Raw genomic sequence first — 16261 nt, forward strand, 5'->3', positions numbered from 1 at the left:
AGAGAGTTTCCTGTCAAAAAAAGCTTTATAACTTAATATAATTATCAAAATTACGTTCTTTGTGGTATGAAGTTTATCAAAATTGGTATCATTACCGTATTAGCTACTATTTCATTTTGCATGAGCACAACCGCACAACTGCTTGATTTTGAAACAGATACTATAAAAGTTTCGCCTATTTATCCTAAAAAAAATATGCTGGTAAGCAGATTACCTTTTTTCTATATCAAAAAACAAGATTTACCTTTTTATCTGGTAAACAGGAAGGTAAATTATTGGAAAAGTACAGGCTCTTTTGGTTTAAATTTAAATCAAGCTGCTTTTAGCGATAATTGGAGTAGTGGCGGGGTAAATTCTATCTCATTAAGTACTTTGTTAAATTATAAGGCAGAGTATAATAAAGATGGTAAAAACTTTATTTCTGAAGTGATATTACAATATGGCAAGCTCAAAAATAAAGACCAAATGCAAAGGAAAACAAACGATCGTATTTTTTGGGATAATAAGGCTTCTTTAAGAATTTCTCAAAACTGGAATTTCTTTGGTTCTTTAAGTTTTGAGTCTCAGTTTGATTTAGGTTATGTGTATAGTAAAGATGCGCAAGGTAATGAAATTCGTAAACCAATTTCTAGATTTATGTCGCCCGGCTATTTAACAGAATCTTTTGGTTTTGAGTATAAGCCCGAAAAATACTTTAGCTTACGTTTAGGTACAGGTACTGCCCGCCAAACATTTATGTTAGATACTACTTTATACAGAAATAACGCAAAAAACTTTGGTGTTCCTATTGGTAAAAACTTTAGAAACGAGCTGGCTTTCCAAGCAGTTATGAATTTTGAGAAAGAAATAGCTACAAACATCAATCTTAAATCAAGATACCTATTATTTGCCTCTTATGAGCATCTTAATAATATTGACCAAAGGTTAGACATTACCCTTACAGCTAAAGTTAACAGGTTAGTGAATGTTACCGTAGCCGGTACAGCCCTATATGATGATGATTTTAGTAGCGAGATACAATCCAGCCAGTCATTAGCGTTGGGTTTAGTTTATAAATTTAAACCATAAAAAAATGCCCCACGTTCCGGGGCATTAATTCTGCATAACACTAACTAACTAACTCTATTTCAAATTTGCAGGGTGAAATAAAGACTTTTTAACTTGCAAACAAGTTTATATTTTTTTGAAACGGATTTTGTCGATTTATAATCGTAAAAATAATAAAAAAAGGTCTTTGCCAAGCACCTTTTGCAATATTTTTAACAAATTTTAACATTAATTTTAGTTAAGTTTAACTTAGCTTCTTTGTCTTATCCAACTATTGATGAACACTTATAAGACGATGAAACAATCAAGTTTGTTACAAATATTTTAAAAATAATTTTCTTTTTTATGCAACATAAAAGATTGTAAAATCAAACAGCTTTTTATCCTCAAAATGATAACTTTGTAATCCAAAAATTAAAAAAGGTTAGCAATGTTTGACAATCTACAGGAGAAGCTGGAAGGCGCTTTCAAAGTCTTAAAAGGACAAGGAAGCATTACCGAAATTAACGTGGCAGAAACCATGAAAGAGATAAGAAAAGCTCTTTTAGATGCCGATGTTAACTATAAAACTGCAAAATCATTTACGGATGAGGTTAAACAAAAAGCCTTAGGGCAAAATGTATTAACGGCTATTTCGCCTGGCCAGTTACTAACCAAAATCATGAATGATGAACTGACTAACCTCATGGGTGGTCAGGTTACAGAGCTTGATTTAAAAACAAATCCAACGGTAATCTTAATTGCCGGACTAAACGGTGCGGGTAAAACTACCTTTACCGGAAAGCTTGCGAATTTCCTTAAAACACAAAAAAATAAAAAACCATTATTGGTTGCCGGCGATGTTTACAGGCCAGCCGCTATAGACCAATTAGAAGTGTTAGCAGGACAGGTTAATGCTGAGGTTTATACCAATCGTGAATCTAAAGACCCAGTAGCTATTGCCTTAGAAGGTATTGCACATGGTAAGAAAAACGGCAATAATGTAATCATCATAGATACGGCTGGTCGTTTAACTTTAGACGATGCCTTGATGGATGAAATTGCTGAAGTTAAAAAAGCAACCAACCCGCAAGAAATACTTTTTGTAGTTGATGCCATGACCGGGCAAGATGCCGTAAACACCGCTAAGGTATTTAATGAGCGTTTAGATTTTACCGGCGTTGTATTAACTAAATTAGATGGTGATACCCGTGGTGGAGCGGCACTTTCTATCAAATCTGTCGTAAACAAACCTATTAAATTTGTTGGTACAGGCGAGAAGATGGATGCCTTGGATGTTTTCTATCCAGATAGGATGGCGTCTCGTATCCTAGGTATGGGAGATGTGGTATCTTTAGTAGAAAGAGCACAACAGCAGTTTGATGAGAAAGAGGCGGCAGCACTACAAAAGAAAATCAGAAAAAATAAATTTGATTTTAATGATTTCTTAGGCCAAATACAACAAATCAAAAAAATGGGTAACATTAAAGATTTGATGGGCATGATACCAGGCGTTGGCAAAATGATGAAAAATGTGGATATAGATGATAATGCTTTTAAAGGTATAGAATCTATTATTACTTCTATGACACCTTACGAACGTGAAAACCCAGATGCGATTAACCAAAGCAGAAGAATAAGAATTGCAAAAGGTTCTGGTAATGATATTACTGAGGTAAATAAATTAATTAAGCAGTTTGAGGATATGCGTAAGGTTATGAAACAATTCTCAGATCCATCGGCTATGTCTAAAATGCAAAAAATGATGAAGAATATGCCTGGTGGCATGGGTAGGTAAATACTGATTAAAGTAAAAAGTACTGAGTAGCAGGTAAAAAGATAACTTTAAGCCACTCCCTTAGCTATCCTAAATCTTTAAGGTAAATATCGATTTGACATGAAAAATAAAATTGGCTTTAACTTCTTTTTTGCAATGATTGCTTTTACATTAGGATTAGCATTATATCGTGAGTTTGATTTTAATACTTTTACATTTAGAAAAACAGCATTAGGTATACTTTACTTACTGGTATTTATAGTATCTATTTATCTGACATTTAAGAAGAAAAAAAAAACCGAATGAAGGCTATATTGTGCACAATAGCTTGTTTTTTCACTTTCATTTAGGATTTGGCTTTACTATCATTCTGATTGGCTACTTTAAAATCTATCGCTAGATTATATTTGCTATCAACTGTTGCCTGTACATTATAAGCAACCTCTGTAATATTGTTTCGGGTATTCAACTGCCGACTGTCTGGGTCTGAGGTTGAAATCTGTACTGTCTTTTCAGAACAAGACAAGGAATCTCCTCCCAGACTTGTTCGAGTCTTCTTCGGGAAAACACCCCTATTTCCCGAACAAGTCTCGAAGAGGTCTCGAACAAGTGTGCAAAAAGACTGGCAAAAGCCAGCAAATGGCGGCAACTGACGGCAAAAGCCGGCAAAATAGGCTCTGGCTATTGACATGAATTTCGCAAAACACCACCTTTAGCGCAAATAAAAAATAGATAGCATTACAAAAGAAAATTTGGCACCATGGTTAAATCTCTAAAATGAAAGGATATATACTCTATTATGCATTATTATATTCAAAACTAAATGACGCCCAAATGGCGCAAAGTATGTAGCCTAAGCCTATGTATTGGATACTTGTGCCTTGTAATTTCTTTCATTTAGCGCAATATGTCAAAGTTTCTGCTTTATAAGGCACAAGAAGCCTTTGTCCGCTTACCTTACGCCTCATTGAGCCATTGAGGGGCAATGTGCATTTATAAATTTTAAAAACTAACACGCAAATATTTTAAGTTTTTTTCATTTGGTTTAATAATAGAAAATTTTCTATTCTTTAGTTCATGTTCGAGGATGTGTAAAATAATTTCTTTAGAAATACTACTAATTTCACTGCCTTTTACGTCAGTATAGTTGAACCCAACTTTATCTCCATCAACAAAAATTATATAATCTTGAACATTTATCTTGTCTTTAAATTTACTATATGTTTCAAATTGAGTGATGAGTACTTCTTTCACTTCACTGTTGCCGTCTAGTTTGTATACCAATGTAGCTTCTCCGTTTGTAAGTTTATGAGGACTTATAATAGGAAATTCATCGTAATTTAATACTTTTATGGAAAGGGCTTCTCTCATCAATTCACGATATAAGCTAACAAGCTTTTTCTTTTGATAATAAATAGTCGAAGTATTAAAAGCGCATTGACCCCAACTTAAGCTTATGTTAAAAGTTAGTAAAATAGTAATTATAAGAAATTTAGATAGTTTCATTACATTATGCTTTTCAAAATATTAATGATGATGATTTGTATTTTCAATAAGTTCGATTAACCTAAAGTAAACAAATAATTTAAAATACAAAACTTTATTAATACAAGTCCACGTATAGCCCACCTATACCCCACCTTTTATCCACGTTTTATCCACGTCTCCTTCGGTACTTCTCCGAGGCTTCTTCGTAACACCTTCGGAAAAACAGGGCCATTTCCCGAAGAAGTCTCGAACATGGTAGGGAGGCGGAAAGCAGAAGGCTGAAAGCAGAAGGGAGAAAGCCTAAAGCAGAAGGCGGAAGGCTTAATCAATCAATCTTGTGAGCGGAAGGCTCTAATCATCATGATATGAATAACAGTATCAAAGAAGCACAACAGCTAAGGTCATAAAAAAAGGAAGTAAGTTTAAGCCTACTTCCTTTTCTAATATTTAGAAAATATACTTATTAAAACACATAATGGATAATGGCATATACCAAGCCTGCTAAAGTTGCAGAAACTGGAATGGTTAAAACCCAAGCCCATATTAAACTGTAAGTAACTCCCCATTTTACGGCAGAGAAACTTTTGGTAATACCGACACCAATAATAGAACCTGTAATAGTATGGGTAGTAGATACCGGGATACCAAAATGCTCGGTAATACCTAAAGTTAAAGCACCAGCAGTTTCGGCACTTACACCTTCTAAAGCATTAACTTTGGTGATTTTTGTTCCCATAGTTTTCACAATTTTCCATCCACCACTCATGGTACCTAAAGCTATAGCTGCATAACATACAATAGGAATCCATTCTGGCATGGTGTCTCCGTTTTGCAAAACGCTGCTGGCAACTAAAGATACATAAATGATACCCATAACCTTTTGAGCATCATTACCACCATGAGCAAAACTTAACGCTGCTGAAGATGCTAATTGGAGCCTTTTAAACCATCTTTCTGCGGTTGCAGGTCGGGCATAACGGGCTATATTGATGATAATTAAAGTAATGATGATGGATATAGTAGCACCTATAAGGGGTGCTAACACAATGAAAGAAACTGTTTTTAATATAGGAGAGATGTTAATGGCTTGTAATATACCATCGCCTAAAATTAAAGAGTGTGCTATACCAGCCCCAGCAAAACCACCTATAAGGGTATGAGATGAACTAGATGGAATACCGTAAAACCAAGTTAACAAATTCCACCCAATTGCGGCAGTAAGGCCAGCTAAAATTACCTCTAGCGTGATATAGTCTTCTACAACTGTTTTAGCTATGGTATTGGCTACTTTATGATCTGTAAAGTAAAAATATGCAGCAAAATTAAAGGTTGCTGCCCAAAGCACAGCCTGAAAAGGCGTTAATACTTTGGTTGAAACTATAGTAGCAATAGAGTTTGCTGCATCATGAAAACCATTGATGTAGTCAAAAACGACAGCCATTATAATAACAATAACAAGAAGTGTAGTTACCATTAAGGGATTTGTTTAAGAATAAATAAACTTATGCGTTTTTAACCAATATAGATTCTAGTACATTAGCTACATCCTCGCACATATCTGTTGCGGTTTCTAATGCTGATAAAACCTCTTTGTATTTAATGATGGTTTTAGCATCATCTTCGTAATCAAAAAGATCTCCTACTGCTTTATCAAAAACGTAATCTGCTTGATTTTCTATGCTGTTGATTCTTACGCAAGAATCAGTAATAACACGAATGTTTTTTAAATTCTTAAGCTCTTTAACAGCCTTTTCAACATCTATACAACCTTGTTTTACCAAATCAGCCAGCTTTTTGATAGGCTCTGTCATTTCAGTAACGTTGTACAGCAACATTCTGTTAGCAGAACCGTGTATGTAATCAGCAATATCGTCTAAAGCAGAAGCTAAGGCATGGATATCTTCTCTATCAAAAGGGGTAATAAAGGTTTTGCTGAGCTCTAAATAAATTTGATGGGTAATTTCATCACCCTTATGCTCTAAATTTTCTATACTTTTATAATAAGGCTCTCTGGATGCTTCTGGAGAGTTTACAAGGCCTTCCAGTTGATTAGCCATTTCTATAAGGTTTGCACTTGCTTTTTCGAAAAGAGGGAAAAACTTTCTGTCTTTAGGAATGAAATAAGAAAAAATATTGTTCATTTCTTGTATTGTAGCTTTAGTCTACAAAGCTAACATCCCAATGTTAAGTAATTGTTAATTTTTTGGTTTCCCCTTAACACCAGATTTATGGAAAAACAAGTAAAGAATCTTTTCCTTTTTCTAAAGTAAAACCAAAAGTAGAACCTAAACCGGTGGTACTTCTTACATGTATTGTTTGATGGTGTGCTTCAACAATGTGTTTAACAATTGCCAAACCTAAACCCGAACCTCCAATTTGTCTTGACCGACTTGAATCTGTTCTGTAAAATCGTTCAAATAAACGTGGCAGGTATTTTTCTTCTATACCTATACCATCATCAGTAATTTCTATGAGTATTTGCTCATGCATCTCAAATATGGTGATAGAAGTACTTCCATACTCTTTGCCATATTTAAAAGAATTATCGATGAGATTTACCAATACTTGCCTAATCTTTTCCCTATCCGCGTTTACATAGGTTGGCTGTTGATATTTTTCTTTAAAAATCAGGCTGATATGATATTTCTGTGCTTTTAGCTCTAAAGATTCCATCACTTCCTTGATGAGGGTAGTAATATCAAATTTTTGATAATTGATAGGAATATCTCCACTCTCTAGTTTAGATATTTCATTTAAATCTTTGATTAAAAAACTAAGTCTTTCTACATTTTTGGATACTTTATTCAAAAATTGCTTAGACAATTCAGGGTCTTCCAAAGCACCATCCTGTAAAGCATCAACATAGCCCTCTATAGCAAATAAAGGGGTTTTAAACTCATGGGATATATTAGATAAAAATTCTCGCCTAAATTTCTCCTGTTTTTTTAAATCATCTATTTCTGTTTTCTTATCCCTTGCCCACTCTTTTACTTCTTGTTCTACATCATTGATAGGGTCCGGACTTACATATTCGCCTAAGGCATCTTTAAGGTCTTTTCCTAATTTTAAGTTATGTATAAGTTTATAGATGATTTTAATCTTGGAGTAAATGTATTTTTCTAAGAGCACATAAAATACCAGGTAACTTACACAGGTAGATATCCCCATACTGATAGCAAAGTAATACCAACTGTGCTGAAAGTAATAATTTACAATACCTATAGATACACCAACAGCTAGTGCATTTAAAAATACCAAAGTGCGCAATTTCATAACTACAAGATACTTAATTTAAAGAGGTTATATGTTAAATTATGGTAAAGATAAAAAGAAAGCCCTATCCAGTTGAGACTGAATAGGGCTTTAAGATGATTGTTAAAATATTATGCCAATAACCTAATAGGCGCTTCTAATAAACCTTTTAAAGTTTGTAAGAAAGCGGCTCCGGTAGCTCCGTCAATTACCCTATGGTCGCAACCTAGGGTTAATTTCATCACATTTCCTGGAACAACAGCGCCATTTTTAACTACAGGAACTTGTTGTATAGCTCCAACAGATAAAATAGCTCCGTCTGGAGAGTTAATGATAGATGTAAATTCATCTATACCAAACATTCCTAAGTTAGAAACGGTGAAAGTAGAACCTTCCCAGTCTGATGGTTGTAATTTTTTGGCTTTTGCTTTTTGTGCATAGTCTTTAACCTCTGCTGATATTTGAGATAAGCTTTTACCATCAGCAAAACGCACTACTGGTACCAATAAACCATCTTCTACAGCCATAGCTACACCAATATTGGTATGCTCGTTAAAACGGATTTTGTCTCCTCTGAAAGAAGAATTTACAGCAGGGTGTTGTTTTAGCGCTACTGCTACCGCCTTAATAACGATATCATTAAAAGATACTTTTACTGGCGCTACGGTATTGATTTGCGTACGAGCAGCCATAGCACCGTCCATATCAATACTGATGGTTAAGTAGAAGTGAGGTGCTGTAAATAAAGATTCGCCTAAACGTTTCGCAATTACTTTACGCATTTGCGACATTGGTTTTTCAGTAAATTTCTCTTCGCCAACAAAAGTAGGGATAACCACTTGTGGTGCAGAAGCTTCTTTTGAAGCTCCTTCTGATTTTGCAGCTGGTTTATAATCTTCTACATCTTTTTTAACGATACGTCCGCCTTCTGCGCTTCCTTTAATTTCTGATAAGCTAATACCCTTTTCTTGAGCTAATTTTTTTGCTAGAGGAGAAGCTTTAACTCTGCTATCATCTGATGATGATGCTTCTTCTTTAACAGGAGCAGAAGTTGTAGCCTCAGCAGCAGCTTGAGCTGGCTCAGCAGATTTTTCTTTTTTGGCAGCCCCGCCTTTACCTGCTTTTAGTAAAGGTTGTATATCTGTACCTTCTTTGCCAACAATAGCAATAATATCATTAACCTGGGCAGCTTTACCTTCTTCTACACCAATATATAAAAGAGTACCTTCTTCATAACCCACTACTTCCATAGTAGCTTTATCAGTCTCTACATCAGCTAAAGAATCATCAGCTTTAACTTTGTCTCCAACTTTAAAGTTCCATTTATTGATAACGCCCTCTGTCATGGTATCACTCAATAGTGGCATACGGATAACAGCGGCTGGTATATCAGAAACATCAACATCTTCGTCTTCAGCTGTTACAGGGGCAGCGGCTTCTTCTTTTTGCTCTTCGGCTTTCGCAGTTCCTGAACCTTCTAATACTGATTTATAATCTTCACCAGCTTCACCAATGATTGCAATAAGAGCATCAACAGGAACGGCATTGCCTTCCTCAACACCAATATATAAAAGGGTACCTTCTTGGAAAGATTCAAAATCCATAGTTGCTTTATCAGTTTCAATTTCTGCAACTACATCACCTGCTTTTATTTTATCACCAACTTTCTTATGCCATTTAGCTAATACCCCTTCAGTCATGGTATCGCTCATTTTAGGCATTTTTATTGCTTCAGCCATTATATTTTAAGTATTAATACGGTTATTTAAAATAGAAACCGGATATAGGATAATCACCTACATCCGGTTATAAAATCTTAGTCTTTAATAAATGGATAGTTTTCCTGTGCGTAAACATCAGTAAACAATTCTGATGGGTCTGGCCAAGGAGACTCTTCAGCAAATTTTACTGCTTCATCTATTTGATTTTTAATTTTAGCGGCAACTTCATCAAACCAAGCTTGATCTGCCCATTTTTCTTTTTCAATTTTAGCCTTTACCACTTCAATAGGGTCTTTAGCTTTATATTCTTCAACCTCTTCTTTTGTTCTATATTTTTGAGGGTCAGACATCGAGTGACCTTTATATCTGTATGTTCTTATTTCTAAGAAAGTTGGTCCTTCACCTCTTCTTGCTCTTTGAACGGCTTCATCCATTGCGTTGTGTACCGCAACAGGGTCCATACCATCCACTGGAGCACATGGCATTTCATATCCAAGCCCAAGTTTATAGATGTCTGTAGTATTAGATGTTCTAGCTACAGAAGTCCCCATTGCATAACCGTTGTTCTCAACAACAAATATCACAGGTAATTTCCATAGCATAGCCATGTTAAATGTTTCGTTTAATGAGCCTTGGCGTACAGCACCATCGCCCATATAGCAAACATTTACATTATCAGTTCCCAAATATTTCTCTGCAAACGCAAGTCCGGCACCTAATGGAATTTGACCTCCAACAATACCATGACCTCCATAGAATTTATTTTCTTTATCGAAGAAGTGCATAGAACCACCTTTTCCTTTAGAACAGCCGGTTGCTTTACCATACATCTCTGCCATAGCTGCGTTTGGAGACATTCCTTTTGCAATTGGATGAGCATGATCTCTGTAAGCGGTTATTAAGCTATCATCTTTTTTGGTAGCAGACATGGTACCGGCTATTACAGCCTCTTGCCCAATGTATAAGTGGCAAAAACCTCTTATCTTTTGCTGCCCGTATAATTGCCCTGCTTTTTCTTCGAACCTTCTTAGTAGAAGCATTAATTCATACCAATAAAGGTATGTTTCTTTGGTTATCGCAACTGAACTCATTCGTTATTTATCTAATTAAATATGGGAAAGCAAATCTATTAATATATCAACAAATAAAAAACCTATAAGGTGGTAATTTTTACTATTTTACATATCTATTGTTAAAATTTGTTAAAAGTTTAGTATTATTGTTGCAAAGGCAGTAGATAAGGCTTACTTTTGTCACGCTGCAAAATAATATTTTGTAAAGGTCGTTAGAGACAAACGTTCAACCCTAAAAAAATATATTTGAATGAAGAAAATCATGATTTTAATACTTTTAGCCGCTTTTTCGCTAAATAGTAATGCCCAAAATTCTAAATCTACCTCTTCAAATAGCGCCTCCAAACAAGAAATTTCAGATCCAGATAACTTAGCAAGTCAGTTTTTCTCGCAAGTAATGGGTGTAGCTATATCTGCTACCTCAAACACTAAAATGTACCAATTTATTTATGATTGGTTGGGTACGCCTTACCGTTTAGGTGGAGATACTAAGAAGGGTGTAGATTGTTCTGGTTTTGCTTTCCAATTGTATGAGAAAACTTTTAATACCATTATTGGAAGTAATTCAAGAAATATTTTTAGTATGGTAAACCCTGTGAGTAAGGTAGAATTAAAAGAGGGCGATTTGGTGTTTTTTAAAATTAAAAGTAAATCTATTAGCCATGTTGGTGTGTATATTGGTGATAATAAATTTGCTCACGCATCTTCTAGTAAAGGTGTAATGATTAGTAATTTAAACGAGCCTTATTGGCAAAGGTACTTTTATAAAGGCGGAAGATTACTAGAATCAATAAAAGATAAAATGCAAAACTAAATATGATAATCCTGCCTAAACAGCAGGATTTTTTGTTTCTACACTTTTTAATCATGAAAACCCTTAACCTGATATTAGGATATTTATTTATTATTTTTTCTTTCATTCCTTTTATCAGACACGACTATTGGATATTTAGAGTATTTGAGTATCCTAGATTTCAAAAACTGCTGATAAGTTTATCCTTATTGTTTGTATTCATCATTTTATTTAATGATGATACACTTTCTGACTATACTTTTATTGGTTTATCTGCAATCAATAATCTGTACCTTTTTTATTTGATATGCCCCTTTACTTTAATCAGTAGAAAACAAATACAAAGTAATCCGAGGCGTAAAGAATCGCATATCAGCATACTTATTTTTAATGTTTTACAAGATAATACTGACTACAGCATTATTAGTCAGATACATAAATTAAACCCTGATGTTTTATGCTTTGTAGAAACTAACCAAAGGTGGACAGCCAAGCTAAAAGCTGAAACCAAGGAAGTGTATCCTTACGAAATATTGAGTCCGTTAGAAAACACTTATGGAATGATTTTCTTTTCTAAATTCCCATTAGAAGATGCTCAAGTTCATTTTATTGTTAAAAATGATATCCCATCTATAAGTGCAAAAATTATTTTAACTGACGGAAAGAAAATTCAGTTGTATTGTGTACATCCAGAACCGCCGGTACCACAAGAAAACCCGAGGTCTACGGCTAGGGATAAAGAATTACTCATTATTGGGAAGTGGGCTAAGGAGCAAAAATTACCTGTAATTGTGATGGGAGATTTAAATGATGTGGCCTGGAGTTATACCACAGAATTGTTTTGTAAAGTAGCTGAGCTTTTAGACCCAAGAAAAGGGAGGGGATTTTTTAATACTTTTAATGCTAAAAGCCATATTTTACGCTTTCCATTAGACCATATTTTCTGCTCTAAAGAATTTTTGGTAAATCAAATAAAGCGTTTGCCTTATGCTGGCTCAGATCATTTTCCTATGTATATAGATTTAGCACTTAAACCCGAATACAGTCAAATGAACGAGCCTGAAAAAGCTAACGCTGCCGAAAAAGAAATGGCAAAAGAGAAAATGAGTAAAGAAGTTAGTTCTTAGTTATTTAGAAGTATCAGCCGTTGTTCTTACAAGGCTTATACCTGTAAAGAAAAACATAACTCCTAATATACCAACTACAATTAAGCTTCTGGTATCTGCCGATTGCTGTATAACATTTACTGCTGTATAAATTAAGCCAATAATTCCTAGAATGGTTAATATAGTTCCGAAAGTTCTTTTAATATTCATGATGCTATTTTTACAGCATCATAAACAAAATATCTGCCACTATTTAATCGCTAATTGTTTACTATCGGCTAAAACAATCTTCTTGTAAGTATTCATGAAATTTTCTACTTCACCTGCTGTTATCATATCCTTGTTAACGGAAAATTTACGCTCAAATATCAATTTATTATTAACAAGTTTTGAAGTTAATGAATAGCTTAAATAAGCATTTTGATAGGAAACTGATGGTATATTTTCTATAATAGTTTTACCAACAGGTAGCTCTAGTGTAATAACTTCTGACTCGTTATCTAAATTATAAATATTTGTAAAGTCTATCGGAAATTTACGTTCACCTATAATATTAATATCAGAAGCTAATGTTTGATTAGACCAAGGAAGTGTAATTATTTGCATACCACCTATACTTTTAATATCATCCTTAATTGTGTATTCTATTGATGTAAATACACTATCTCTGTTTAAGGTGTTTTTCTCAATATTTTTGAATTTTAATACGCTTAACTCTGATGTAGGTTTAGCATTTCTTAACGCTTCTAGCATTTTCTTAGATTTATCTTTTTCGCTTAATTCAGCATAAGTTTCTCTTACAGCCGCTGCTTTAGATGAAACCTTACAATTATCTTCTTTAATAAGTAAGTCTGCATGATTAAGTTTTATATCTACTTTTCGAGTGATATTATTTTTCTGCCTACATTCTGGATTAAGATGTTTTATACCAGTTTCCTTATCAGAGTCGTCAATATCCAGAATTACAGATTGCAAACTTGAGTTATATAAACTTCCAAAAGGTAAATAAGAAGATGTTAATTCTAAATAATAAGGTTTATTATTTAGAATTATCTTAGCAATACAATGATTAAAATCTATAGAAGGAAGCATTAGGCTTTTAGTACCGTTATCTCTAGTGTTAACCAATACTAAATTTGCATTTAAACCTGCTTCTTTACACATCGTGACAAACAAAGTAGAAACATCTTTACAATCTCCTATTAACGTATTGAGGACGGTTGCTGGCTCTTGTGGTACTAAACCACTCTGGCGAAACGGCACTGAGCTATAAGTAATATTCTCTGTTATAAAATCATAAATTAGTTTTGCTTTATCATAGTCGTTTAACAGATTTTTTTGATTTGATAACAAGTTCTTAACTGTTTCTTTTACCTCATAATTAGGTCTTGCTTTGGCAGAAGCCATATCATAATACCAATTAGAAACAAAACGCCAATCTGGAATTGTAGTTAAATAAAGAATATTTGCTACATCTTCTATAGAAGGCATTTTATCTTCATATTTTAAGCCTTCTTGATCTTTATCTTCAAATACCAAAAGTTCGTAATCATCAATTTTAGTTCTTTTTGGTTCAATACTTTTTTGTGAGAACTTATATTGAAGAGGAATATCCTGAGCTACTAACAAACTGTATTTAGTTTTTTTGTAGGGATAATAATGTGAGAAGTAGTAAGTATCCCAAAATTTGTTTGCAAGTTGCCCTTGCGAATAGTTTTCTACACGATAATTAACATAAATAGCATCGCCTACTTCCAAATTTGTAAAAACAATATCTTGATCATTTATTTCGCCCGGTACTTTTTGACCACTAGCTTTAATAACAACGGCTTCTTCTATTAAATACCTTTGACGGCTATTGGCTGATACAGTATATTCTTTCCAATTCTCAACACCTTTAGAGTTAAGTATTTTAGCCATCATATAATATCTTTCTTCCGAGCCTCCGCTTGCATGTATAATGGTTTGTACTTCATCTATTAAAATAACACATTCGTCATCTGGATAATCACTTTGCTTAGGAGAATCTGCTAATATTTTAGAAATTTCTACTTTCTCGAAGTAATCAAACAAAGGCTTTTTCCCTTGCATTTCTCTCAGTTCTTTTATAGCGTCATAGTTGTTAGGATTCAATTCAAGTACTTTTTTGTATGCTGTTATAGCTTCATCTTTTTTACCTAAACTTTTATTTATCTTAGCTATATCTAAATGATAAACATCAGTATAAGGAGAAAGGTCTAAAACTTTACTTTCAAATTCTTTAGCTTTTGTATAGTTTTGAACTTGATAATATTGTCTTACAATGTCTAAATAAATGTCTTTAGAAATAGGGTTATTTAAACTTTCTTCGATTAAAACTTCGATACCTTTATCAAATGCACCTGTAGTTATGTATAAATTTGCCAAAAGTTTACTTGCATTGTAATTGTTAGCAGTTTTAAGATACTTTTTTATGACTGCAAATGCATTGCTATTATTTTTCTTTATCTCTTTTTCTACTAGAAATTTAAGCTCTACAAACTGATATTCATTAGGATAAAGTTGATAGCTTTTCTCTACTAAAGAAACTAGCTTTTCTATTTCATTTTTTAAAGAGTGATACCCAATTTTAAAAGCTAAATATGTTTGATGATTAGGCCCGTAAAAATCTTCTAATTTTTTCAAATACTCATCCATTTTAACAAAGTTTTTTTTACTTGCGTAAAACTCATAAGCTAAAGTTAATGCTACAGGATGCTCGGGGTCATTTGCTTTTATACTTTCTTGTGTACTTTCTAAACCCGTTCTATTATCTGTTCTATTAAATAGTTCGGTAAAAAGGATGTTAACATAAGTACTTGTAGGATAATCCCTCTTTAACTGCTCTAGGCTTTTTCTGGCTTCATAGGTTTTATCTTCTCTTAAGAAAGATAAAACTTGTAATATTTGATAAGAGACTCCTTTATTAAGATTTGAAGTAAAAAAATCATTTGACTTTGATTTTACCTCTTTGATATTGTATGGTACTGCTTTATTATAAATTTGACTATTAGAAGTGTGATTTAATGCCGAAAGTGGCTTACCTTTTTTATCTGTTAATCTGACTAAAAAATTTGAACGTCCTGCATAACTTTCTCCAATTTGTACCAGTATCCTATTAAACCCCTTGTTTAACTTTACCTCTCTTATATAGCTATCTAAATCATTGTTTCGCTCCTCTTCCTCACTAATGATGAGTAAATCATTTAACCAAACTTTTAGAGACCCAGACACGCCAACTCTTAATTGTACTTCTTGGTCTATTGGGCTTTCAACAAAAGTTTGCCCAAACACTATTGCAGACCCTGCAGAAAAGTAATTTGTAAAATCTATCCACTTATCTTTTCTAAAGTGTGTTGGTGTAAACCATTTTACTTTAGCCCCTCTTTTATCTTTAAAGATAAAATCAGGCTCTGGATGTAATAAAGCGTCATATTGCTTATCAAAACCACTAGTTGATATGTTTTCAAACTCTCCTAAAACCTGCCATTGGGTTAAACTACCAATCTTGGTAAACATCTCATCACTTTCTTTAAACATTCTAGTGCTTCTGAAATGATTTCCCAAAGAACTGTAAGCCATAGCAATCAAAGCACCATCTAAATCAGATTTTTGTGTGATAGATTGATAAAATTCGAGCTCACTTTGGTTCTTCTTACTCCCAGACTTATTAAGAATAGTACTAGACCAAAGTGCTGATAAATACGGTTCTGGATTAGGGTGTGATTTATAAAAATCATTAAAATAATTAAAAGAAAGGTTATCATCTTTATGATAAGAGGACACAAAAGCCAAACCTAATAAAGCTTCAGATTTAAAAGCTGGTAATTCCAGTGCCTTTTTAAAATAAGTATTTGCCTCAGAGGTATTATTACTTAAAAAGGCTTTCCATCCCTTTTCAATTTCATCTTGTGCAAATAATGTAGTAGTGTAAGTAGAGACTGTAAGTAATAAACAAACAGCCAAGAGAAATCTTTTATTCATAAATAAATTTTTATGAATATAAA

13 protein-coding genes are annotated in these 16261 nt (G+C 33.5%); 5 read left to right on the forward strand and 8 right to left on the reverse strand.

Annotation, left to right across the window (positions count from 1 at the left end; translation table 11 throughout):
- Nucleotides 1-66 precede the first annotated feature (66 nt).
- From H510_RS0102215 to H510_RS0102230, 3 genes are all read left to right on the forward strand, one after another.
- A complete protein-coding gene (locus H510_RS0102215) occupies nt 67-1068 on the forward strand; it encodes a DUF3078 domain-containing protein (protein WP_026902819.1) in 1002 nt (333 codons plus the stop codon).
- Between the two features lie 409 nt (nt 1069-1477).
- Entirely contained in the window at nt 1478-2824 is a 1347-nt protein-coding gene (gene ffh / locus H510_RS0102225; protein WP_026902820.1) for a signal recognition particle protein, read from the forward strand.
- A gap of 99 nt (nt 2825-2923) precedes the next feature.
- On the forward strand, nt 2924-3109 hold the full coding sequence (locus tag H510_RS0102230) for a hypothetical protein (RefSeq protein WP_026902821.1): 186 nt from the start codon (nt 2924-2926) through the stop codon (nt 3107-3109).
- A 696-nt stretch (nt 3110-3805) separates the two neighbouring features.
- Here H510_RS0102230 and H510_RS0102240 read toward each other — a convergent pair.
- The 6 genes from H510_RS0102240 to pdhA all read right to left on the reverse strand — a co-directional run bounded on the left by H510_RS0102240 (nt 3806) and on the right by pdhA (nt 10355).
- A complete protein-coding gene (locus H510_RS0102240) occupies nt 3806-4309 on the reverse strand; it encodes a hypothetical protein (RefSeq protein WP_026902823.1) in 504 nt (167 codons plus the stop codon).
- 445 nt (nt 4310-4754) lie between these two features.
- On the reverse strand, nt 4755-5765 hold the full coding sequence (locus H510_RS0102245) for an inorganic phosphate transporter (protein ID WP_026902824.1): 1011 nt from the start codon (nt 5763-5765) through the stop codon (nt 4755-4757).
- A gap of 28 nt (nt 5766-5793) precedes the next feature.
- The gene (locus H510_RS0102250; protein WP_026902825.1) at nt 5794-6432 is read right to left on the reverse strand and encodes a DUF47 domain-containing protein; all 639 of its coding nucleotides are present in this window, start codon (nt 6430-6432) and stop codon (nt 5794-5796) included.
- Nucleotides 6433-6517: 85 nt separating this feature from the next.
- A complete protein-coding gene (locus H510_RS0102255; RefSeq protein ID WP_026902826.1) occupies nt 6518-7564 on the reverse strand; it encodes a sensor histidine kinase in 1047 nt (348 codons plus the stop codon).
- A gap of 110 nt (nt 7565-7674) precedes the next feature.
- Nucleotides 7675-9282 carry a pyruvate dehydrogenase complex dihydrolipoamide acetyltransferase gene (locus tag H510_RS0102260; RefSeq protein WP_026902827.1) on the reverse strand — a complete coding sequence of 536 codons (1608 nt, stop codon included), beginning with the start codon at nt 9280-9282 and terminating at the stop codon, nt 7675-7677.
- A gap of 77 nt (nt 9283-9359) precedes the next feature.
- Nucleotides 9360-10355 (reverse strand): pyruvate dehydrogenase (acetyl-transferring) E1 component subunit alpha, encoded by a 996-nt coding sequence (pdhA, locus tag H510_RS0102265; RefSeq protein ID WP_026902828.1) that lies wholly within the window; start codon nt 10353-10355, stop codon nt 9360-9362.
- A 232-nt stretch (nt 10356-10587) separates the two neighbouring features.
- On the opposite strand from pdhA, the gene H510_RS0102270 reads away from it, so the two are divergent.
- On the forward strand, nt 10588-11151 hold the full coding sequence (locus tag H510_RS0102270) for a C40 family peptidase (protein ID WP_026902829.1): 564 nt from the start codon (nt 10588-10590) through the stop codon (nt 11149-11151).
- A 53-nt stretch (nt 11152-11204) separates the two neighbouring features.
- Nucleotides 11205-12257: an endonuclease/exonuclease/phosphatase family protein gene (locus tag H510_RS0102275; RefSeq protein ID WP_026902830.1), complete on the forward strand. Its 1053-nt coding sequence runs from the start codon at nt 11205-11207 to the stop codon at nt 12255-12257.
- Here the strand turns inward: H510_RS0102275 and H510_RS0102280 are convergent, their stop codons facing one another.
- Together H510_RS0102280 and H510_RS0102285 are read right to left on the reverse strand one after the other, a co-directional pair.
- On the reverse strand, nt 12258-12446 hold the full coding sequence (locus tag H510_RS0102280) for a hypothetical protein (protein ID WP_026902831.1): 189 nt from the start codon (nt 12444-12446) through the stop codon (nt 12258-12260).
- 39 nt (nt 12447-12485) lie between these two features.
- Nucleotides 12486-16238: a DUF3857 domain-containing protein gene (locus H510_RS0102285; protein WP_026902832.1), complete on the reverse strand. Its 3753-nt coding sequence runs from the start codon at nt 16236-16238 to the stop codon at nt 12486-12488.
- Nucleotides 16239-16261: the final 23 nt, after the last annotated feature.

The organism is Pedobacter glucosidilyticus DSM 23534, from assembly GCF_000425145.1.
GTDB classification, from domain to species: domain Bacteria; phylum Bacteroidota; class Bacteroidia; order Sphingobacteriales; family Sphingobacteriaceae; genus Pseudopedobacter; species Pseudopedobacter glucosidilyticus.